Origin of the sequence: Pseudomonas citri, assembly GCF_025336485.1 — a bacterium.
GTDB lineage: Bacteria > Pseudomonadota > Gammaproteobacteria > Pseudomonadales > Pseudomonadaceae > Aquipseudomonas > Aquipseudomonas citri.
Map to the genome: position 1 here is coordinate 59,982 of NZ_JAODAB010000026.1, position 21,784 is coordinate 81,765.

Annotated in this window: 20 protein-coding genes and 1 pseudogene; 5 read left to right on the forward strand and 16 right to left on the reverse strand. The window is 63.3% G+C overall.

What is annotated here, in order from left to right:
* The first annotated feature begins 48 nt into the window (after positions 1 to 48).
* On the forward strand, positions 49 to 1,386 hold the full coding sequence (trhP, locus tag N4Q37_RS22900) for a prephenate-dependent tRNA uridine(34) hydroxylase TrhP (RefSeq protein ID WP_260961927.1): 1,338 nt from the start codon (positions 49 to 51) through the stop codon (positions 1,384 to 1,386).
* A gap of 186 nt (positions 1,387 to 1,572) precedes the next feature.
* Here the strand turns inward: trhP and N4Q37_RS27965 are convergent, their stop codons facing one another.
* From N4Q37_RS27965 to N4Q37_RS22930, 7 genes and pseudogenes are all read right to left on the reverse strand, one after another.
* Positions 1,573 to 2,394 (reverse strand): methyl-accepting chemotaxis protein, encoded by an 822-nt coding sequence (locus N4Q37_RS27965; RefSeq protein ID WP_390897956.1) that lies wholly within the window; start codon positions 2,392 to 2,394, stop codon positions 1,573 to 1,575.
* 84 nt (positions 2,395 to 2,478) lie between these two features.
* A pseudogene (locus N4Q37_RS27970) lies at positions 2,479 to 3,252 on the reverse strand (cache domain-containing protein); the annotation flags it as partial.
* 153 nt (positions 3,253 to 3,405) lie between these two features.
* Positions 3,406 to 4,722, reverse strand: a complete 1,317-nt coding sequence (locus tag N4Q37_RS22910; protein ID WP_260961966.1) for a Na+/H+ antiporter family protein — start codon at positions 4,720 to 4,722, stop codon at positions 3,406 to 3,408.
* A 151-nt stretch (positions 4,723 to 4,873) separates the two neighbouring features.
* Positions 4,874 to 6,187 carry a sensor histidine kinase gene (locus tag N4Q37_RS22915; protein WP_260961929.1) on the reverse strand — a complete coding sequence of 438 codons (1,314 nt, stop codon included), beginning with the start codon at positions 6,185 to 6,187 and terminating at the stop codon, positions 4,874 to 4,876.
* Positions 6,184 to 6,852, reverse strand: a complete 669-nt coding sequence (locus N4Q37_RS22920; RefSeq protein ID WP_260961930.1) for a response regulator transcription factor — start codon at positions 6,850 to 6,852, stop codon at positions 6,184 to 6,186. The genes N4Q37_RS22915 and N4Q37_RS22920 overlap by 4 nt, the downstream gene beginning before the upstream one ends.
* Positions 6,852 to 7,163 carry a PepSY domain-containing protein gene (locus N4Q37_RS22925; protein ID WP_260961931.1) on the reverse strand — a complete coding sequence of 104 codons (312 nt, stop codon included), beginning with the start codon at positions 7,161 to 7,163 and terminating at the stop codon, positions 6,852 to 6,854. Before N4Q37_RS22925 ends, N4Q37_RS22920 begins: the two co-directional genes overlap by 1 nt.
* The gene (locus N4Q37_RS22930) at positions 7,163 to 7,468 is read right to left on the reverse strand and encodes a PepSY domain-containing protein (RefSeq protein ID WP_260961933.1); all 306 of its coding nucleotides are present in this window, start codon (positions 7,466 to 7,468) and stop codon (positions 7,163 to 7,165) included. The genes N4Q37_RS22925 and N4Q37_RS22930 overlap by 1 nt, the downstream gene beginning before the upstream one ends.
* Before the next feature lie 297 nt (positions 7,469 to 7,765).
* Between N4Q37_RS22930 and N4Q37_RS22935 the strand changes: the two genes are divergently transcribed.
* The 3 genes from N4Q37_RS22935 (at position 7,766) to codA (ending at position 10,741) form a co-directional block, all read left to right on the forward strand.
* Positions 7,766 to 8,845: a patatin-like phospholipase family protein gene (locus N4Q37_RS22935; RefSeq protein WP_260961934.1), complete on the forward strand. Its 1,080-nt coding sequence runs from the start codon at positions 7,766 to 7,768 to the stop codon at positions 8,843 to 8,845.
* Between the two features lie 83 nt (positions 8,846 to 8,928).
* Positions 8,929 to 9,285 (forward strand): 6-carboxytetrahydropterin synthase QueD, encoded by a 357-nt coding sequence (gene queD, locus N4Q37_RS22940; protein WP_003203918.1) that lies wholly within the window; start codon positions 8,929 to 8,931, stop codon positions 9,283 to 9,285.
* A 208-nt stretch (positions 9,286 to 9,493) separates the two neighbouring features.
* The gene (gene codA / locus N4Q37_RS22945; RefSeq protein ID WP_260961936.1) at positions 9,494 to 10,741 is read left to right on the forward strand and encodes a cytosine deaminase; all 1,248 of its coding nucleotides are present in this window, start codon (positions 9,494 to 9,496) and stop codon (positions 10,739 to 10,741) included.
* Positions 10,742 to 10,749: 8 nt separating this feature from the next.
* On the opposite strand, the gene N4Q37_RS22950 is transcribed toward codA, so the two are convergent.
* A complete protein-coding gene (locus N4Q37_RS22950; protein ID WP_260961938.1) occupies positions 10,750 to 11,739 on the reverse strand; it encodes a diaminopimelate epimerase in 990 nt (329 codons plus the stop codon).
* A gap of 206 nt (positions 11,740 to 11,945) precedes the next feature.
* Between N4Q37_RS22950 and N4Q37_RS22955 the strand changes: the two genes are divergently transcribed.
* Positions 11,946 to 13,097 carry an MFS transporter gene (locus N4Q37_RS22955; protein WP_260961940.1) on the forward strand — a complete coding sequence of 384 codons (1,152 nt, stop codon included), beginning with the start codon at positions 11,946 to 11,948 and terminating at the stop codon, positions 13,095 to 13,097.
* A gap of 131 nt (positions 13,098 to 13,228) precedes the next feature.
* Here N4Q37_RS22955 and N4Q37_RS22960 read toward each other — a convergent pair whose 3' ends face one another.
* From N4Q37_RS22960 to N4Q37_RS22995, 8 genes are all read right to left on the reverse strand, one after another.
* Complete coding sequence (locus N4Q37_RS22960; protein ID WP_260961942.1) at positions 13,229 to 15,667, reverse strand: TonB-dependent siderophore receptor; 2,439 nt, start codon at positions 15,665 to 15,667, stop codon at positions 13,229 to 13,231.
* A gap of 97 nt (positions 15,668 to 15,764) precedes the next feature.
* Complete coding sequence (locus N4Q37_RS22965; protein ID WP_260961944.1) at positions 15,765 to 16,736, reverse strand: FecR family protein; 972 nt, start codon at positions 16,734 to 16,736, stop codon at positions 15,765 to 15,767.
* Between the two features lie 37 nt (positions 16,737 to 16,773).
* Positions 16,774 to 17,274: a sigma-70 family RNA polymerase sigma factor gene (locus N4Q37_RS22970; RefSeq protein ID WP_260961945.1), complete on the reverse strand. Its 501-nt coding sequence runs from the start codon at positions 17,272 to 17,274 to the stop codon at positions 16,774 to 16,776.
* A gap of 180 nt (positions 17,275 to 17,454) precedes the next feature.
* Positions 17,455 to 17,895, reverse strand: a complete 441-nt coding sequence (locus N4Q37_RS22975) for a carboxymuconolactone decarboxylase family protein (RefSeq protein WP_260961946.1) — start codon at positions 17,893 to 17,895, stop codon at positions 17,455 to 17,457.
* A gap of 166 nt (positions 17,896 to 18,061) precedes the next feature.
* Positions 18,062 to 19,504 (reverse strand): mechanosensitive ion channel family protein, encoded by a 1,443-nt coding sequence (locus tag N4Q37_RS22980; RefSeq protein ID WP_260961947.1) that lies wholly within the window; start codon positions 19,502 to 19,504, stop codon positions 18,062 to 18,064.
* Positions 19,505 to 19,624: 120 nt separating this feature from the next.
* A complete protein-coding gene (locus N4Q37_RS22985) occupies positions 19,625 to 20,491 on the reverse strand; it encodes a pirin family protein (RefSeq protein ID WP_260961948.1) in 867 nt (288 codons plus the stop codon).
* A gap of 128 nt (positions 20,492 to 20,619) precedes the next feature.
* Positions 20,620 to 21,234, reverse strand: coding sequence for a response regulator transcription factor (locus N4Q37_RS22990; protein ID WP_260961949.1), 615 nt, complete (start codon positions 21,232 to 21,234; stop codon positions 20,620 to 20,622).
* 114 nt (positions 21,235 to 21,348) lie between these two features.
* Entirely contained in the window at positions 21,349 to 21,783 is a 435-nt protein-coding gene (locus N4Q37_RS22995) for a response regulator (protein WP_260961950.1), read from the reverse strand.
* Position 21,784 lies beyond the last annotated feature (1 nt).

Below are 21,784 nucleotides of genomic sequence, written 5' to 3' on the forward strand. Positions count from 1 at the left end.
GGCCGTTCATGTCGTAATCTCGCCGCCTTTTGCGATCCGAACGCCATCATGACTCTCGCCGCCCCCGAACTTCTCGCCCCCGCCGGCACCCTGAAAAACATGCGCTACGCCTTCGCCTACGGTGCCGATGCGGTGTACGCCGGTCAGCCGCGCTACAGCTTGCGGGTGCGCAACAATGAATTCGACCACGCCAACCTGGCCCTGGGGATCCGCGAGGCCCAGGCGATGGGCAAGCGTTTCTACGTGGTGGTGAACATTGCCCCGCACAACGCCAAGCTGCGCACCTTCCTCAAGGACCTGGAGCCGGTGATCGCCATGGCCCCGGACGCGCTGATCATGTCCGATCCGGGGCTGATCATGCTGGTTCGCCGGCATTTCCCGCAGATGCCGATCCACCTGTCGGTACAAGCCAACACCGTGAACTGGGCCAGCGTCGAGTTCTGGCAACAGCAGGGCCTGAGCCGGATCATCCTGTCCCGGGAGCTGTCCCTGGAAGAAATCGCCGAGATCCGCGAACAGGTGCCAGCCATGGAGCTGGAGGTGTTCGTCCACGGTGCGCTGTGCATGGCCTATTCCGGGCGCTGCCTGCTGTCCGGCTATTTGAACAAGCGCGATGCCAACCAGGGCAGTTGCACCAATGCCTGCCGCTGGAAGTACTCGGCGCAACCGGCGGTGGAAAATGCCGTGGGCGATATCGTGCACACCTATCAGCCCGAACCGACCCTCGGCCTCGGCGCCCCCACCGACCAGGTGTTCCTGCTCCAGGAAGCCAACCGCCCGGACGAATCCATGCCGGCCTTCGAAGACGAACATGGCACCTACATCATGAACGCCAAGGACCTGCGGGCCGTGCAGCACGTCGAACGGCTGGCGCGCATGGGTGTGCACTCCTTGAAGATCGAAGGCCGGACCAAGTCGCACTTTTACTGCGCGCGCACCACCCAGGTGTATCGCCGGGCCATCGATGACGCCGTGGCCGGTCGGGAGTTCGACCGCAGCCTGATGAACGATCTGGAGTCCCTGGCCCAGCGCGGCTACACCGAAGGCTTTCTACGGCGTCATGTGCATGATGAATATCAGAACTACCAGAACGGCAGCTCCGTGTCGGAGCGCCAGCAGTTCGTCGGCGAACTGACCGGCGAACGGCGCGAGCGCCTGGCCGAGGTGCGGGTGAAGAACCGCTTCCAGCTGGGCGATCACATCGAGCTGATGACACCCCAGGGCAACTTTCACTTCGACCTGCATCAGTTGCAGGACGCCAAGGGTCAAAGCATCGAGGTGGCGCCGGGGGATGGGCATGTGGTCTACGTGCCGATCCCGGATGCAGTGGATTTGCGGTTCGGGTTGTTGATGAAGGATGTGCGCGAGTTGCCTACCGGACCATGAAACTGTGGCGAGGGGATTTATCTCGTCACCACAATGAGGCATGACTTGAGTGGGTGGCCCCCTTGCGACAGGAACTGCCGAAGGCTGCGATCCTCCCCTCCCGATAGGGCCCGGTTGCCCGGGCGTTACCTCTGGATCGAGAGCGAAAGATCGCAGCCTTCGGCAGCTCCTGCGCAACGTGCCGGATCAGATCCGGAACTGCCCCACCAGCTTGCCCAGGCGCTGGCCCAGGTCGGCCAGGCTGCGGGAGGTCTGGGCGCCGAGCTGGGTTTCGTCGGCGACGCTGTCCACCGCCACGGCAATCTGATGCACGCTGCGGTTGATTTCTTCAGCCACGGCAGTCTGCTCCTCGGCGGCGCTGGCGATCTGGGCGTTCATCGAGTTGATGGTGCCGATCAGTTGCGCCATGGTATCCAGGGACGCCCCGGCCTCGTTGGCCCGCACGGACGTGCCGTCGCCCGCTTCGCTGGAGCGGCGCATCGCCTCCACCGCGGCATAGGTGCCCGATTGCAGGCGGTCGATCATCCCCTGGATTTCCTGGGTGCTCTGCTGGGTCCGGCTGGCCAGGGCTCGCACCTCATCGGCCACCACCGCAAAACCACGCCCCGCCTCACCGGCCCGCGCAGCCTCGATGGCAGCGTTGAGGGCCAGCAGGTTGGTCTGTTCGGCAATCGAGCGGATCACCCCCAGCACACTGACAATCGAGGCCACGTCCTGCTGCAAGCTGTCCAGGGATACGCCGCTGCTGCGAATGTCCTCCACCAATGCATGGATCTGCTGGATGCTGCCAGCCACCACGCGTTTGGCCGACTGGCCCTCTTCGTCGGTCTGCTGGGCCGCGACCGCGGCACCTTGGGCACTGCGGGCCACTTCCTGGGCCGCCGAAGACATCTCGTTGATCGCCGTCGCCACCTGGTCGGTTTCGTGGCGCTGGCGCTCCATGGCCTGCTCGGAGCGCTGGGCTTGCTCGGAAACCTGCGTCACCAGCCCGGTCAACTGTGAAGTCATCTCGGTGATCTGCCGCACCAGGCCGTGGATCTTGTCGACGAAGCGGTTGAACGAACCGGCCAGTTGACCCAGTTCATCCTGGCTGGTGATCGCCAGGCGCCGGGTCAGGTCACCCTCGCCCGCCGCGATGTCATCGAGGTTGTCTTTCATCAGGTGCAACGGCCGCAGGATGGTATTGGCCAGCAACACCCCCACCACCGCGATCACCAGCAGGACCACAGCAGCAATGCCGACAATGCTCAGGATCACCCCTTGCACCCGCTCATGGACCTTGCCTTCCACCAGGGCCACCTGGGCTTCGATGCCGTCCAGGTTGACCGAGCTGCCGACCGCCATGTCCCACTTGGACAGGTATTCGGTGTAGCCGAGCTTGGGCACCAGGTCCTTGCTGTTGGGCAGCGGCGAGCTGTATTCGAGGTAGTGAGTACCGTCCTTGGCGACTTTCACCAGGTCACGGTTGACGTAGACCCCGTTCGGGTCGCGGTTTTCCTTGAAGCTCTTGCCTACGCCGTCGGGGCTATTGGCCTTGAACAGGCGCACGGTCTCGGAATCGTAGCCAAAGAAATAGCCGTCCTTGCCGTAGCTGATGTTGGACAGCAACTTGATCGCCTCGGCCCGTGCCGCAAGGTCACCGGGGGCCGCGGCATCGTACAGCGGCTTGATGGCGGTCAGGCCCACCGCAACGTAGCTCTGCAACGTCGCCTTGGCCTCGGCCAGCAAGCGCTCGCGGGTCTGCTGGACCTCTTTACTGGCCTGTTCCTTCAAGATGAACGCCGTGGTCAGGCTGATGACCACCGCGGAGAGCAATACCGGAAGTATCGCCAGGGACAGGACTTTTGCCTTCAAGCTCAGGCGCATGCTGTTCACTCTTGTTGGTGTTATTGGCGTGGTTAGCTGTATTAACGGCAGCGCACGGCAAAACTGTAGGCCAAGGTGAAGGGGCAGCCGACGAACTGCTGAGCTTCAGGGCCTCATCGCGAGCAGGCTCGCGATGAAGTCGACGCGGTCGAACTACAACACCATCGCCGCCACCCAGCCGAACGCCAGCAGCGGCAGGTTGTAGTGGATGAAGGTGGGGACCACGGTGTCCCAGATGTGGTGATGCTGGCCATCGATGTTCAGGCCGGAGGTCGGGCCCAGGGTCGAGTCCGACGCCGGGGAGCCGGCATCGCCCAAGGCGCCGGCGGTGCCGACGATACAGACGATGGCCACCGGGCTGAAACCCAGTTGCAGGCACAGGGGCACGAAAATGGTCGCCAGGATCGGCACCGTGGAGAACGACGAGCCGATGCCCATGGTCACCAGCAGCCCCACCAGCAACATCATCAGCGCGCCAATGCCTTTGTTATGACCGATCCAGGCCGCCGAGGCCTGCACTAGGCTCTGGACTTCACCGGTCGCCTTCATCACTTGGGCGAACCCCGAAGCAGCGATCATGATGAAGCCGATCATCGCCATCATCTTCATGCCTTCGGTGAACAGGTCGTCGGTCTCACGCCAACGCACGATCCCCGACAGCGAGAAGATCAGGAACCCCACCAGCGCGCCAATGATCATCGAATCCACCAGCAGCTGGACCGCGAATGCCGCCGCCACGGCAAACCCGGCGACCATCAGGCTCAGCGGGTTGTAGCGCACGGCCACTTGCTCGACCCGGGCGATTTTCTTCAGGTCGTAGACACGTTTCTTGCGGTAGCTGATCAACGACAGCAGCAGGCCGAAGACCATGCCCAACGCCGGGATTCCCATGGCGTGCGTGACGTTGATACCGCTGACGTCGACGCCGCTGCGGGCGATATTGGCCAGGAGGATTTCATTGAGGAAGATGTTGCCGAAGCCCACCGGCAGGAACATATAGGGGGTGATCAGGCCGAAGGTCATGACACAGGCGATCAGCCGGCGATCCAGTTGCAGCTTGGTCAGTACGTAGAGCAGCGGCGGCACCAGCAACGGGATGAAGGCGATGTGGATCGGCAACACATTCTGGGAAGCGACCGCAACTGTGCCCAGCAGACCGATCAGCACCCATTTGACCCCGGAACGACCGGCGGTGTCCTGGCGATCCACCAGGGCCAGGGCCTTGTCAGCCAGGGCGTGGGCCATGCCGGACTTGGCAATCGCCACCGCGAAAGCGCCCAGCAACGCGTAGGACAACGCCACCGTCGCACCGCCCCCAAGCCCTTCGTTGAACGCCTTGAGCGTCGCCTCGATGCCCAGGCCGCCCATCAGACCGCCCACCAACGCGCCAATAATCAGCGCGATCACCACATGCACGCGAGTCAGGCTGAGCACCAGCATGACGCCAACCGCGGCAATTACTGCATTTATCATCGTTACCTCAAAGCACAGCGATGGAGAACCACCGGATAAAAAAGGCCGCGACTGTGCAGCAAGCGGCGCCAGGCTGCAAGGGTTATGGGATGGGATTTCGCCAGCTTTGCTCCCACAGGCCCGCTCCCACAAGAGGCAAGTGCAGACCTCAGCGCTTGGGCAGTTCGATCACCACCTTCAACCCACCCCACTCACTGTCGCCCAACACCAGCGTCCCACCCCAGGCGTCGACGATGTCGCGCACGATGCCCAGCCCCAGGCCGTGGCCATCGGTCTGCTCATCCAGCCGTGTGCCGCGGCTGAACACTTGCTCGCGACGCTCCTCGGGAATGCCCGGGCCGTCATCCTCCACCGCCAGGCTGAAACCGCTGGCCGTCTCGCTCACGCTCAGGCGCACTTCGGCGTCGGCCCACTTGCAGGCATTGTCCAGCAGGTTGCCCAGCAGCTCCAACAGGTCTTCACGGTCCCAGGGCAGGTGCAAGCCCGGTGGCGCGACGTAGCTCAATTGCAGGTGTTCGCCGTGGATCATGTTCAGCGTCGCCAGCAATCCCGGCAATTCGGCATCGCAGTCCAGGTGCGCGCCGGGCAACGCATCGCCGGACAGTCGGGCGCGGTTGAGTTCACGGTTCAGACGCTGGCGAACCTGCTCCAGCTGTTCGAGCAACAGCTGGCGCAGCTCGGGATACGGGTCGAGCTTCTCGTTCGCCGCCAGGCTTTGCAGCACCGCCAGCGGGGTTTTCAAAGCATGCCCCAGGTTACCCAGGGCGTTGCGCGAACGCTTGAGGCTGTCTTCGGTGTGAGCGAGCAAATGGTTGATCTGCGCCACCAGCGGTTCCAGCTCCCGCGGTACCTGCTCATCCAGTTGCGAGCGTTGCCCACGCTGCAACTGGGCAATCTGCTCGCGCGCCTTGTCCAGCGGACGCAGGGCACGGCGCACGGTGAGGCGTTGCAGCAACAGAATCAGCAGCAGCCCCGCCAGCCCGAGGCCCAGGCCGACCTGCAGCATACGGCGGAAGCTGTCCCGCACCGGGGTGTAGTCCTGGGCCACACTGATGGAAATCGCCTGGCCCAGGCGCCGATAGTCGGTACGCAGCACCAGCAGCTTCTGGCCTTCGGGTCCCAGTTGCAGGTTGCTGTGCAGGCCGGGATGGTCGAGCCGGGGCAATTCCTGGTCCCACAAGGAGCGGGAGCGCCAGTGCACATCGGCAAAATCGATACGGAAATAGTGCCCGGAAAACGGTCGCAGATAGGCCGGCGACAGCCGTCGCTCATCCAGTTGCAACCCCTGCGGCCCACGCACCAGGGCCACCAGCAGGTTCTCGCTGTCGTTGCGCAAGCCGGCTTCCAGGTAACGTTGCAGGCCCAGCTCGAACAACCACAGGCTGGTCTGCGCCAGGATCAGGCCGACCACCACCATCACCCCGATCAACCCCAGGCTCAGGCGCCGCTGGATGGATCTCACTGCACCTGTCCGCCGAACAGGTAGCCCTGACCGCGGCGGGTTTCGATCACGCTGCGCCCCAGCTTGCGCCGCAGGTGATTGACATGCACTTCGAGGACGTTGGAATCGCGCTCGGTCTCGCCGTCATAGAGATGTTCGGCCAGATGACTTTTGGACAGGATTTGCTCGGGATGAAGCATGAAATAACGCAGCAGGCGAAACTCGGCGGCGGTCAGTTGGATATCCACGCCGTCCCGGATCACGCATTGCCGGCCTTCGTCCAGATGCAGCCCGGCCGCCTGGAGCGTCGGTTGGTTGACCTGGCCATGGGAGCGACGCAACAGCGCCTGGATCCGCAAATGCAGCTCTTCGGGGTGAAAAGGCTTGGTCAGGTAATCGTCGGCCCCGGCCTTGAGACCTTCGATGCGCTCGGCCCAGGAGCCGCGTGCGGTGAGGATCAGCACCGGCGTGCCCAGGCCACCGGCGCGCCATTGGGCCAGCACCTCCAGCCCCGGCACGCCCGGCAGGCCGAGGTCGAGAATGATCAGGTCGTAGGGCTCACTGCTGCCCTGGTACACCGCGTCGCGACCGTCGGCGAGCCAATCGACGGCATAACCCTGTCGTGCCAGCCCGGCCATCAGTTCGTCGGCCAGGGGAACGTGATCTTCCACCAGAAGCAGGCGCATCAGTCTTCCTTATCTTTGAGCAGGCGGCCGGTGGCGGCCTCCAGGTCCAGTTCGCGCACGACACCGTCAGTGTCCAGCAACTCGACTTCGTAAATGTAGACGCCGTGCTTCTCTTCCAGCTCGGCCTCCAGCAACTTGGCGCCAGGATGCAGGTCCAGCGCCTGCTGCAGCAGTTGCTCCAGCGGCAGGATCACGCCCTGCTGGCGCAGGTGCAGGGCCTCGTCCTGATCCAGGTCCCGGGCCATGACCACCGAACAAAACGCCAGCAGCGACAATGCCCATCGGCTGCGGACGCACACATTAAGCTTCATTACGTATCCTGATGATTCTTGAGCACCTCGCCCGTGACGGCGTCCAGCTCCAAGTCCCAGTCAATGCCCTCGGTATCGCGCAGCTCCACCTGATAGACGTACTTGCCATACTCGGCTTCCAGTTCGGTATCGGTCACGGTGGCGCCGGGGTGTTTGGCCAAGGCAGTGGCATTGAGTTTTTCGAAAGACAGGATGGTACCAGCGTCCTGCAGTTTTTGGGCTTCGTCAGCCGTGAGATCCCGTGCATGGGCCAGGCCACTGACGGTCATGAAGATCGCGATGAAAAAGGCAGCGAGGCGCTTCATGGGGTGTCTCCTTCTTATAGTCGTTACCGGGGCGGACTGTATCGGGAAGAACTTAACTGAAACTGAATGGCCATCATGGAACCCAGATCAAAGTGGATGAGTGCGCGTGGGGGCCAATGGAGTGAACAACACGAAATATGTGGGAGCCAAGCTTGCTCGCGATGAACGATGACACAGTCTTGCAGCTGAACCGTGTCGCCTGTATCGCCAGCAAGCTTGGCTCCCACATAAGCCCGCCCCTCCCACAGAAAGCATGTGCCGCTATAATCCTTTGCCTGCTCACGCCACGAGACCGATATGGCCGCCATCCACATCAAGTTTCCCGCCCTGACCCTCAAGGCCGGCCCGCGTGCGTTCGCGCGCATCCGCCAGGCCGGCCTCGACGCCGCCGACGTCGCAATCCTGCCGGGCGCCGCCGGAGGGCCCAAGGCCTTGGGCATCCAGGGGCTGGACCTGGCACTGTTCGGCCAATGGTTGCCCGCCGCGCCCAGGGAGCGCTCGCTGATCGGCGCTTCCGTGGGCTCCTGGCGCTTCGCCAGCGCCTGCCTGCCGGATGCCGCGCAAGGGATCCAGCGCCTGGGCACCTTGTACAACGAACAAAGTTTTGCCAAGGGTGTGACCATGGCCGGGGTCAGCCAGAGCTCCCAGCGCATGCTCGATGACTTGCTCGAAGGCCGCGACCGCTCGATCCTCGACAACCCGCATTACCGGCTCAATATCATGGTGGTCAAGAGCCACGGCCTGCTGGCCCAGGACCATCGCGGCCGGCTGGGCCTGGGGTTGTCGTCGGTCATCGCCGATAACCTGCGCGGCCGGGCGCGGCTGTCGCGGCATTTCGAACGGCTGATCATCCACGACCCGCGCCTGGCCCCGCCGTTGCATCCGTTGAGTGACTTCCCGTCACGCTTCGTCCCGCTCCAGATCGACAATTTGCGCCAGGCCTTGCTGGCCTCGGGCTCGATCCCGATGGTGATGGAAGGCGTGCGCGACCTGCCGGGCGCCGGGGCCGGCACCTACCGTGACGGCGGCCTGCTGGACTACCACCTCGACCTGCCCTACAACGGTGACGACATCGTGTTGTATCCACACTTTACCGACCGGGTCATCCCCGGCTGGTTCGACAAAAGCCTGCCATGGCGCCGGGGCGATGCCGGACGCCTGCAAGACGTCCTGCTGCTGGCGCCATCGCGCGAATACCTGGCCCGCCTGCCCTACGGCAAACTGCCCGACCGTAACGATTTCAAGCGTTTCATGGGTGACGACCCGAGCCGCCGCAAGTACTGGCGCACGGCGATGGATGAGAGCCAACGGCTCGGTGACGAGTTTCTCGAACTGGCCGCCAACGGTGGGCTGGGCGAGCGTTTGCTGACCCTTTAGTCAGCACGGCCGCGCAACGCGGGAGCCAAGCTGGTAAACTCCGCCGCCTGCCTCGCGACCGCTACCCTAAAGAGCCTGAACCTGTGGAAATCTTCAAAGAATTCACCTTCGAATCCGCCCACCGCCTGCCCCACGTGCCGGACGGCCACAAGTGCGGCCGCTTGCACGGCCACTCGTTCAAGGTGGCGATCCACCTGAGCGGCGATATCGACCCGCACACCGGCTGGATCCGTGACTTCTCGGAGATCAAGGCGATCTTCAAGCCGCTCTACGAGCGCTTGGACCACAACTACCTCAACGACATCCCCGGCCTGGAAAACCCCACCAGCGAAGTCCTCGCCAAGTGGATCTGGAACGAGCTCAAGCCGCTGCTGCCGGAACTCAGCGCCATTCGTATCCATGAAACCTGCACCAGTGGCTGCATCTACCACGGCGAATAACACCCGGGGTTCCTTGGGCTTGTGGGAGCAAAACTTGCTCGCGATGAAGACGCCACGGTCTTTGTGGAACCACGGCGCCTGAATCGTGGGCAAGCCTTGCCCCCACAAGGAAACCGCATGTGCAATGAGCCCATCTATGCTATTGGTCGACGCGATGGAGACTTTCACGGCTGACGCGCCACTCCAAGACCTATAAAGGACTCGCCTGATGCACATCATCAACGCCCGCCTGCGCAACCGCGAAGGTTTGCATGAACTGCACCTGGAAAACGGCCTGATCGCCAGCATCGCCCGCCAGACCGAGGCGCCGAGCCTGGGGCCCGACGACCTCGACGCCGGTGGCAACCTGGTGGTCCCGCCCTTTGTCGAGCCGCACATCCACCTGGATGCCACCCTCACCGCCGGCGAGCCGCGCTGGAACATGAGCGGCACGCTGTTCGAAGGCATCGAGTGCTGGGGCGAGCGCAAGGCCACCATCACCCAGGAAGACACCCGGAGCCGCGCCAGGAAAACCCTGCAGGCCCTCGCCGCCCATGGCATCCAGCACGTGCGCACCCACGTCGACGTGACCGACCCCGAACTCACGGCCCTCAAGGCGATGCTCGAGGTGCGCGAGCAAAGCCGGCACCTGGTGGACATGCAGATCGTCGCGTTTCCCCAGGAAGGCATCGAGTCCTACCGCAATGGCCGCGAGCTGATGGAAGAAGCGATCCGCATGGGCGCCGACGTGGTGGGCGGCATTCCGCACTTCGAGTACACCCGCGACCAGGGCGTCAGTTCGGTGAAATTCCTGATGGACCTGGCCGAACGCACCGGCTGCCTGGTGGACGTGCATTGCGACGAAACCGACGACCCGCATTCGCGCTTCCTCGAAGTGCTCGCCGAAGAGGCCCGCAGCCGTGACATGGGCGCCCGCGTCACCGCCAGCCACACCACCGCCATGGGTTCCTACGACAACGCCTATTGCGCCAAGCTGTTCCGCCTGCTCGGGCATTCGGGCATCAGCTTCGTCTCCTGCCCCACCGAAAGCATCCACCTGCAAGGACGCTTCGATAACTTTCCCAAGCGTCGTGGCGTCACCCGGGTCAATGAACTGCTCGAAGCCGGAATGAACGTGTGCTTCGGCCAGGATTCCATCGTCGACCCGTGGTACCCGCTGGGCAACGGCAATATCCTGCGGGTCCTGGAGGCCGGGTTGCACATTTGCCACATGCTCGGCTACCGCAACCTGCAAAGTGCCCTGGACCTGGTCACCGACAACAGCGCCAAGGCCATGGCCCTGGGCGAGCGCTATGGGCTGGAACCCGGCCGCCCGGCGAACCTGTTGATCCTGTCGGCCGACAGCGACTACGAAATGATCCGCAGCCAGGGCTTGCCGCTTTACTCGATTCGCAACGGTGAGGTGCTGATGAAACGGCAGATGCCGGTGGTGGAATTCGGGCCGCAGTTGGGCTGATCGGCGCGCTAAAGCAGCCGCGCCGTCCCGAACAAACTGACCCGTACCAACTCCCCACCCGCCTCTGTCAGCAGGATCGGCGCCGTACCACCCGGCATCACCACACTCACTGCTCCTGCTTTCACCCAACCCACCCGCCACGCCGCGCTGGCCACGGCGCTGGCACTGGTGCCCGACGAGGCGGTAGGGCCTTCCCCACGCTCGAACACCCGGGCCACGATTCGACGGTCGCCCTCGCGCCAGGCCCATTGCAGGTTCACCCCCGCCAGGCACGGAACCCCACCGCCACCGGGCGCGGCGTAGGCAATGCGGGTCAGGCTCCGGGACAAGGCTGGTTCGCGCATCTGCGAGTTACTCGGCAACGCCTCGGGGTTGTCCACCAGGGTCACGCAATGAGGGTTGCCCATGCTCACGAACTGGCTGTGGCCCCACGCCGGGTTCAAGCCATGGAGCCCGGCTACCCGACTGACGTCGCGCTGATTGAAGATCACCCGCTCCACCTCCTGGGCGCCCACCGCCTGTGGACCAAACAGCGGTTGCCCCAAGTCCAGCCAGAAACCTTGCACCTCCTCGAACTCAGCGACGCGAACCGACGTTTGCAGCGGTGACCGGCCTGCCGGTTTGTCGTGATGAACCAGCAGCAGGCAATCCCCATCGACCGGCATCAAGCCTTGCTCGCGCAGCGCCTGGGAGAAAATCGTCAGGCCATTGCCGCTGCGCTCGGCCAGGGTGCCGTCGGTGTTGACGATCAACAGATCGAAGGGCGGCGCATCCTGGAACGGTCCCACCAGCAAGCCGTCGCTGCGATGGCCCTTGGCATCGGGCGGCGCCTCGCCCGGCGCCCAACTGCAAAAGGCCTGCACCGCCGCCGCGGCCCAGGATTCACGCAGCTGTGCGGCCTGGGCAGCCGAGGCCGGCAAATCAACGCCATGTTCACGGACTTGCGTGGGTGAAACCACACCGTAAACATTGCCGCGTGCGTCGTAAAACTGCGTCATGGATCGGTCCCGGAGTCAGTCGATGAAAACCCGCACTGTATGCTGACGCTGGCCTTTAGGGCAAAGCTCGATCACAGCGCGGTACATCAGTCGGTGTATCGTTCGGTACATCGGTCGACACCTTGGGGTCGCGGTGCGGTCAGTGGATGTGCAAGCATAGCGCCCCTGCCCGCACCGTCGCAGCGCACGCAAGTCAAGGACGTTTCATGACCGCCATCACGCCCCCACCTACGTTTATCCCCGGACGCCTGGAGCAGATGTCCACTCGTGTCGCCTACCTCATCGCCGGTGTCGGCATTGCCGCCTGGGCGCCGTTGGTGCCGTACGCCAAGGTGCGGGCGAACCTGGACGAAAGCACCCTCGGCTTGCTGTTGTTGTGCCTGGGGGTGGGCTCGATCCTGGCGATGCCGATTGCCGGGGCGCTGGCGGGACGATTCGGCTGCCGTCGGGTGCTCAGCGGTGGCACGCTGCTGATCTGCCTGGCGTTGCCGCTGCTGGCGACCCTGTCATCCCTGCCCTGGCTGGCGGCGGCATTGTTCCTGTTTGGCGCCGGGCTCGGCACCGTGGACTCCACCGTGAACCTGCAAGCGGTGATCGTCGAGCGGGCCAGCGGCAAGACCATGATGTCGGGCTTCCATGGCATGTTCAGCCTCGGCGGGATCATTGGCGCCGCCGGCGTGAGCGCGCTGCTGGGCCTCGGCTTGTCACCGCTGGGGGCGATGCTGGTGGTCAATGCCTTGCTGCTGGTGGCGTTGTTCAAGGCCGCCCCGCACCTGCTGCCCTACGGTAGCGAAAGCTCAGGGCCGGCGTTCGCCATTCCCCATGGCGTGGTGCTGTTCATCGGCATCCTGTGCTTCATCGTGTTCCTGGCCGAAGGCGCGGTGCTGGATTGGAGCGCAGTGTTCCTGGCCACCGAGCGCGGGGTCGATACCGCCTACGCCGGGCTGGGGTATGCCGCGTTCGCGCTGACCATGACCGTCGGCCGGCTGACGGGAGATTCGGTGGTGCATCGCCTGGGTGCCAGGCGCGTGATTCTCTATGGCGGATCGATCGCCGCAACCGGTTTCCTGCTGGCCACGCTAGCACCGATGTGGGAGGCGGCGCTGTTGGGATACGCGTTGGTGGGGGCCGGCTGTTCGAACATCGTGCCGGTGTTGTACACCGCCGTCGGCAAACAGACGCTGATGCCGGAAGCGATCGCCGTGCCCGCCATCACCACCATCGGCTACGCCGGCATCCTGGCCGGTCCGGCGTTGATCGGCTTCGTCGCCCATGGCAGCAGCTTAAGTGTCGCGTTCGGGCTGCTGGCGTTGTCGCTGGTGGCGGTGGCGGCCAGTGGCAAAGTGTTGAAGGTCTGAGTTCTCTACAGGCCTTGTGGGAGCAAGGCTTGCCCGCGATGAAGATGACGCGGTCCTTTTGAGACCGAGGTGTCTGCATCGCGAGCAAGCTTTGCTCCCACAGCGTAAAGCTCGCTCAATCCTTGGCCCGATCAGAACCCCACACTCGCCTGCACAAAGAACGTCCGCGGCGCGCCGACGTAGATACCCGAGTTGTTGTCGCTGGAGCGGGTGTAGTACTGATGGTCGAACAGGTTCTTCACCCCGGCGCCGACTTTCAGGTTCGACAGTTGCTCCCCGAAGTCATAGCCGGCGCGCACGTTCCACAGCACGTAGCCCGGCATGTCACCGTACTGCCCATCGGCGCTGCCGTCGGTGATGTAGTCGCCTGTGAAGCTGCCATCGGCATTCACGCTGTTGCCGGGTGAACGCTGCTTGGACTGGGCGAAGGCGTCGAGATTGTAGGTCCAGCGGTTGACGTCGTAGCGCAGGCCCACGTTCGCCACCTGACGGGAATAGAACGGCAGGTCACGCCCCTGGAAGCTCGGGATCTGGCCTTCGTAAGTCGCGCGGGTGTAGGTAAAACCGGCATTGGCGGTGAGACCTTCGAGGCGTGGATCGAGCGCGGCCATGTCGTAGTGCACCGAAGCCTCCAGGCCCTGGTGTTTGGTCGCGCCCATGTTGGTCCAGCCCACGTCGTTGCTGATGTATTGCAACTCGTCGTCGAAGTCGATGTAGAACAGCGTCACTTCCCCGCCCCACACGTCGTCGTTGTAGCGTGTACCGATCTCGTAGGTCTTGGCCTTCTCCGGGCTCAAGCCGTTGGCGGTGTTGTTGCCGTCGCCGCCCTGGCCAAGCTGGAAGTACTGCAAGCTGCCGAACGATGTCTCGTAGTTGGCGAACAGTTTCCAGGCGTCGGACAGGTGATACATCACGCTCAGGGCCGGCAGCGGTTCGTTGCTGTCGATGCTGCGGCGTTTTTCCTGCACGGGGATGCCAGCGGTGTCGAGCACCGGGCGGTCGTGCCATTCGGTACTGATGCTTTCGAAGCGAATGCCGGGGGTGATGGTCCATTTGCCGACGTCGATCTTGTCGTCGATGTAGACCGCGTGGGCTTCGGTGCCGCCGGTACGGTCCTGGTAGACATGGCCGTCGGAACCCGGTCGCACCACTGGCTGGTTATCCCGCAGCGCCAGGCGGCTGGCTTCTTCGTGCATGCCTTCCTTGAGGTAGCGATAGCCCACGCTGGCCTCCTGGGTGGTGGCCCCCAGGTCGAATACATGGGACACCCGCGGCTCGATGCCGAAGGTGTAATACGTGCGAGGGTAGGACACCAGGTTGCGCTGGTCGCGGGAGGCGATGGTGCTACCACGGTAGCTGTCGGAGTAATAGGTCAACACTTCGGCCTGGGTGCGCTCGCTGATCTCGCGGATCCATTTGAACGACACGTCCTTGCGCCGACCGCTGAAATTGTCCCAGTCGCGGTCGGACTGGTACGGATCGGCGTCGTATTGCGCCTGGGTCAGGCCGCCGGGCATGTCGGCCTTGGCGTCGTAGTAATGAAAGTTCAGCGAGAAATCGTCGACGTCGGTCGGCGCCCAATGGGTCTTGAGAATGACGTCCTCGATGTCGTTGCCGTTGTTGCTCTGGCGATACCCATTGCCGTTGACGCCAGAATACAACAGCGCGACGCCCAGGCCGTTGTCGGCGGTGCCGCCGAGGAACGCCGTGTCGATGTGCTTCCAGCCGCCACGCTGGGAGGTTTCCAGGGTGCTGCCGATTTCGCCGGTGGTTTTTTCCGGAATCGCGCGGGTCACGAAGTTGATCACCCCGCCGACGTTCTGCGGTCCGTAGCGCACGGAGCCGGCGCCGCGCACCACGTCGATGCTGTCCAGGTTACCCGAGGAAATCGGCGCCATGGACAGTTGCGGCTGACCATAGGGCGCGAATGCCGCCGGCACACCGTCGATCAACACTGTAGAGCGTGGCGACAGGCGCGAGGTGAGGCCGCGCACGCCGACGTTCAGGGAAATGTCGCTGCCGCCGGTGCCGTTGGCGTCCTGCACCTGCACACCCGGCATACGCCGCAGCACGTCGCCGACGTTCATGGCGCCCTGCTCCACCATCGCTTCGCGGCGGATCACCGTGCGCGCGCCGGGGTGGTTCTGCACCACTTCGGCGTTGGCATCGCCGAGCCAGTCGCCGACCACCTGGATTTCAGTGGCCCCCAGCTCCAACGGGCCAGCGGCAGGGGCCGATGGCGCCGGTAGTAAGGTCACCGAACCTTCGTCGATCTGGTACTGCAAGCCGCTACCTTGCAGCAGTTGGCGCAAGGCAGCTTCCGGAGACAGATTGCCGTCCACCGCCGGGGCTTGTTTGCCGGCCACCAGGTCGGGGCTGAAGAACACCTGCAACGAGGTCTGCTGGCCGAGCTGGCTCAAGGCCTGGCCCAGCGGTTGCGCCTGGATGTGAATCGCGGTGGCAGCCTGGTCGGCAAACGCCTGGGGCAATGCGGCGCTGACGGCCAAGGTCAAGGCCAGGGGCAGCCAGCGTGCCGGGGTACGGTTGTTGGTTTTGGCGGTTTTTTTCACGTCGAACCTTGTCCTGTTGATCGCAAGAATACGCGTCTGTTAATGCAAACCAGTTGCAGTTGAACAAGAAGACGAAGAACTCGAAAAAAACCTGAATCTATCGCGCAATTATTTCCTGGCTGCCGTCATCGAGGGTACGCACGGCCACCGGCAGGATGTTGGGCAAGGCCTTGAGCAGCGACTCGGGGTCGTCTATGCGAAACACACTGCTCAGGCGCAAACTGCCCACCGCCGCGCTGCCGATTCGCAACGGTTTGGCCCGATAACGCGACACCTCTTCGACCACTTCGCTCAAGGGCGCGTTGTTGAACACCAGCTTGCCGGTGCGCCAGGCCGTGAGCGCATCGGCGTTGATCGCATAGGGCACGGCCACCTTGCCCTGGGCGTCGATCCGGGTGCCGAGGCCTGCGCTCAGGTCGACGGGCACGTCGCGCCCCTGGACCCGAACGCTGCCCCGCTCCACCGCCACACGGGTGCTGTCGGCATCGCGACGCACATCGAAGCGCGTCCCGGTCACCGTCACCCGGCCGCTGCCTGCCTCGACAGTAAATGGCCGAGCGGTGTCGTGCTCGACGCTGAACAACGCCTCGCCCTCGATCAACGCCACCCGCCGTTGCTGCGCATCGAATTGAACACGCACCCGGCTGCGGCTGTTGAGGTCGATCACCGAGCCGTCCGGCAAGCCGATGTGCCGGCGCTCGCCAAACACCGCGGCGAATTCGCCGCTGTAGTCGGAGGAATCGCCCAGGCCACTGAACAACCCGAGGCCGACCGTCACCGCCAGCAACCCGGCGGCCACGGCGTAGCGCAACAGCGGCCGGCGTCGGGGGCGTTCGGCGGGCGGCTCGCACAGCGCTTGCAAACGCGCCTTGGGCACCAGGTCGGCAGCGCTCCAGATCCCTTGCAGCAACTGAATCTCGTCGCGATGGTTGGGATGTTCAGCCAGCCAGGCCTCGAAACGCTGGCGCTCATCGACAGCCATGACCGGGGCTTGCAAGCGCACGAACCACTGGGCCGCCGCGTCGCGAACCCTGTCCTGCCCGCACGGGCATTCACGGCTATCCATCATGGAAGGTCCTGTGGCTCAGGTGGAAGATGACGGCGGCTCATTGACCAGGCCCATCCAGGCGGTCGCGCAGATGCCGCAGGGTGCGGATCATATACTTTTCCACCATGTTTTTTGACAGGCCCAGGCGCTCGGCGATTTCGGCCTGGGTCAGGCCTTCGATCTTCTGCCAGACAAACACCGTGCGGCAATTGGCCGGCAACTCGGCGAGCGCCCGCTCGATGGAGTCCGCCAGTTGGATCGCATGCATGAAGTGCTCCGGGTCGTCCGAAGACGACGGATCAGGGTCAACGACCGCCTCCTCCAAGGCGCCCCGCCGATCTTCGCGCCGATAGCCATCCACCGCAATATTGCGTGCCGTCTGATGCAGATACGCCCGCGGCTGCTCGACCTGCGCCGAATCGGCTTCGAGCACCCGCACGAAGGTATCGTGGGCCAGGTCCTCCGCCTGCTGGCGACTGCGCAGGCGACGGGTCCAGGTGCCGATCAACTCTTCGTAATGCTCGAAAAAGCCGGGTCTGCGGGGCAGCTTGGGGGTCATCACGGCGCGCTATGGGAACGAGGCGTGAATAGTAATGCTTCCTATTAATACGAAGCAAACGGATTACAGTGCCTGTCGTCCGAAGCGCTGGAGCTGAGGATAAATCTTTGTGGAAGCGAGCAAGCTCGCTTCCACAGGCTTTTCACAGACCACTGGTTTTCACTTTTTTTTGTTTCCCGATCACGCCTCCGGCATCTTGCGAAAGCCTACCGCCAGGCGATTCCAGCCGTTGATCGCGTTGATCGCCACGGTCAGGTCAACCATTTCCTTGGGATTGAAATGCTCGCTCAACAGCGCGTAGTCAGCGTCCGGGGCGTGGGTATCGCTGATGCGGGTCAGCGCTTCGGTCCAGGCCAGCGCGGCGCGTTCGCGACCGGTGAAGAACGGCGCTTCGCGCCAGGCGGTCACGGCGTAGAGGCGGCGCTCGGTTTCGCCGTCCTTGCGCGCATCGGCGGTGTGCATATCGATGCAGAAGGCACAGCCATTGATTTGCGAAGAACGCAGCTTGACCAATTCCAGCAGGGACTTTTCCAGGCCCAGTTTGGAGACGGCGGTTTCCAGGGCCAACATGGCTTTGAAGGCATCAGGGGAAGCGGTGTAGAAATCGATACGCGGTTGCATGCTGAACTCCAGGACAATTGGGTGTGGCGTTACGTTAGCCCCGGGCTGGCGCCATACAAATAGCCAATTGTTGGGAAGTTCGGGTGGCCAATGGCAGGCCGGTGGAAGCAGGCGGGGAAGCGAGAGACTCTTGCTCCCTCGCCACAGGGAACCATGAGTTCTTCAATCAGGCGCGGCTGCGCAGCCATTGCAGGAACCGCTTCTTGACCACCGGCTGGGGCACTTCGCGGATCAGGTTCTGGGCCAGGTGCATGCGCACGTCCAGCAAATTCTTCATGGCGTCGTTGATGTCGCGCCGGGCTTCGAGGCAAGGCTTGAGGTAGCTTTTCTCGATGCGATACAACGTGCAGAACGTCTTGGCGGAAAAATTCGCCAGCGCGGCCTGGTCGGACAGGATTCCCGCCTCGCCAATCACCTCCCCCGGCCCCATCCGCCCGCCCTCGAGTGTCTGGCCGTTACGCACCAGGCTCGCGCTGACCACGCCGGACTCGATGATGAACAGATGATCGCTGACTTCCCCGGCAGCCAGGATCACGTCGCCGGCGCGGAAGGTTTGCAGGGTCATGTTCTGGCTGAAGGTGTCTTTCTCTTCCTGGCGCAAGGTGGAGAAAATACTCGAGCTTTCCAGCAATGCCCGGGGCCGCGAGACACCACTGGGGGCAGAATTTTCACTGCTGGACAACAAGCTCACGCCCGAAGCCCGCAAGTGCCGGAACGCCAGGTCGAACAGTTGGTTGCGCACCTCGCGCTTCTGGCTCATGGACGCGACGAATCCGTTGATCTCGTATTGCGCACCGTCACTGTCACAACTTTTGAGCGTCACGCTCGGCACCGGGCTGGCCAGCAAGGCGCGGCAACCGATCATCGCCCGCTCCAATGCTTCGATCACCTTCTGCGGTCGCGCATGGGGGCTGACATGGACGCTGATGGACAGCCCATGCACATCGCTGGGCCGACTGAAATTGATGACCTTGGCCTTCGCCGCCAGGGAGTTGGGGATCACCGCCATGCTGCCCTGGGCGGTCTGCAAGCGTGTGGCGCGCCAGTCGATGTCGGTGACCCGGCCTTCGGTTCCGTCGATGGAAATCCAGTCATCGAGCTGATAAGGCTTGGTGGTGTTGAGCACGATGCCGGAGAACACATCGCTGAGGGTACTTTGCAGCGCGAGGCCAACGATGATCGCCATCGCCCCGGACGTCGCCAATACCCCCTTGACCGGCAGGTCCAGCACATAGGCCAGGGCGGCGATGATGGCGATCAGGAAAATCACCGCGCCGAGCAGGTCCTGCAGCAACCGCCCGGTATGACCGACCCGCTGCATCATCGCCGCACCGATCAGCACCGTCAGGGTGCGCGCGGCGAACAGCCACCAGGCAATCTGCAACCCTGTGGCGGCCAAGTGTCGCGGCACGTCATCGACCCACTGCGCCGGCTCCATGGGGTTGAGCCCTTCGTTGAACAGCAATGCGCTGAACAACGAAAAAATCACCAGTCGCGCGCCGATCTTCCAATAGACCCGCTCCGCGCTGACCAGCCGCCACATCACGAAGTCAAGCACCAGCAGCGCCAGGGAACAGAGCAGCGGGTGCTCGGAAATCAGAGACAGCATCGGGACAACTCCAGGAGGACCATGGGCGAAGATTGGCACAGATTGGACCGGCTGTAGAGATCGCCGCGGATCCCCGGTGAAAGATCCCACAAGGACGTTGGATGACTGCCCAGTAAGTGATCAGTCGTCCATCCGGCCAAAGCGCCCGGAATGGAAATCGCTGAAGGCCTGGTGGATTTCCTGTTCGCTGTTCATCACGAACGGGCCATGGCCGACGATGGGTTCGTCGATGGGCTCGCCGCTGAGCAACAGCACCACCGCGTCGTTGTCGGCTTGCAGGCACACCTGGTCACCCGCCCGGTCGAACAGCGCCAGTTGTCCGGCCTCGACACGCTCGCGACCATTGGCCTGGACCGAACCGCGCAGCACCACCAGGGCCGTGTTGCGGCCCTCGTGCAGGTCCAGGGTAAGGTCTTTCCCGCCCTTCAAGCGGATGTCCCAGACGTCGATGGGCGTGAAGGTCTTCGCCGGGCCTCGATGCCCGTCGAAGGTCCCGGCGATCAGGCGCAGGCTGCCGGCGTCGTTTTTCAGCGCGATGTTCGGGATGTCGTCCTTGAGGATCGTCTGGTAGCCGGCCGGGGCCATTTTGTCCTTGGCCGGCAGGTTGACCCACAGCTGCACCATTTCCATGACCCCACCCTGCCGGGCGAAGGCTTGGGAATGGAACTCTTCGTGGATGATTCCGGAAGCGGCGGTCATCCACTGCACGTCGCCAGGACCGATCTTGCCACCGCTGCCGGTGGAATCCCGATGTTCCAGCTCGCCCTGGTAGACGATGGTCACCGTTTCGAAACCACGATGAGGGTGCTGGCCGACACCACGCCGCTCGGTGGTCGGTGTGAATTCCGTGGGAGCGGCGTGGTCCAGCAGCAGGAACGGACTGATGTGCTTGCCCAGGTTGTCGTAGGAAAACAGCGTACGAACCGGGAAACCGTCACCCACCCAATGGGGCCGCGGGCTAGTGTAGAGGCCGATAATGTTTTTCATGCTGTGTCTCCAAATCAGGTGTTGCAAGGATGGACACAGCTTAAAACCGAGCGGTTTATAGCGCTAGACGGCAAAAACCGGCCTTAGCGTTCTATTGAAGGAACAATGAGACCGGTGCGGGAACCCGTTCAAAGATGATTGCGCTTGGCAAACTCCGACAGCCCCACCAAGGACTGCAGGCCTAGCTTTTCCAACAGGCGGGTCTTGTAGGTACTGACAGTCTTTGGGCTCAGGAACAGGTTTTCGGCGATGTCCTTGCCGCGCATGCCCATGGCCAGCATGCGCAGGATGGACAGCTCGCGGGTGGAAAGGCTTTCCAGGGCCTGCTGTTCGCTGCGCTGCTGGAAATCCAGCCTGACGGACACTTGGGGGAAATAAGCGTAACCGGACTTCAACGCCTGGATGGCCTTGGTCAGTTCCTTGAGATCGCTTTTCTTGGTCACGAACCCACGGGCTCCGGCCGAGATGCAGCGGTTGCAGAAGTGCTGCGCGTCCTGGGAGGTGAACACCAGCACACTGCACTCGGGATACTGGGCCATGATCCAGACCAACAGGTCCAGGCCATCGAAACCGTTCATCACCAGGTCGAGGATGACCAGGTCGGGCATGCTCTCCTTGATGAACGTCCGGGCTTCGGCCACGCCGTTGGCGTCCCTGATGTGGCTGAACCCCTCGGTCTGGCAAACGAGCCGCAGCGCTCCTCGGATGACAGGGTGGTCGTCCACGATCAATACGTCTTTCAAGGCAATTCCCCAGGTCAAAACAAACGGCACCGGTGCCATGACTGCACCGGACTCTTGCACAAACGCCAGGCCATGCCACCTGTCTGATCCGACAGTGCCGACCGACGGTCAATCTCAGCGCCCATGGCCCTGCCGGAGGGGGCGCTCCCACGGTTGCAGCGACTCACTGGCCAGAGGGTCAACCTGCGTCATCAGGCGCTTGAGTGACACGAGATCAGGCAAGGGTGCCTGGCTCAGGTGCACGCTCGAACGACGGGTGACGGGCACCGGCGATAGACCGACCGGTTGAGCGTTGTAGACCAGCCCGTGACAAACCTGTGGGCTGTAGGCAGCAAAATCCTGGAGATCCAGCGCCCCGTTTGCCAGCCCGGCGTTGATGAGCACCAGGTCGAACGGTTCGCTACCGTACTCCACCAGCTTCAGCAACTCGTGCACATGGCTCACGGGGACGATCCGGAAATAACCCAGCTGATTGAGCAGACGCTCCAGCACGATTCGATGGGCATGGTCTGGATCGGCAATCAGGATACGGAGTGCTTTGTTCGACATG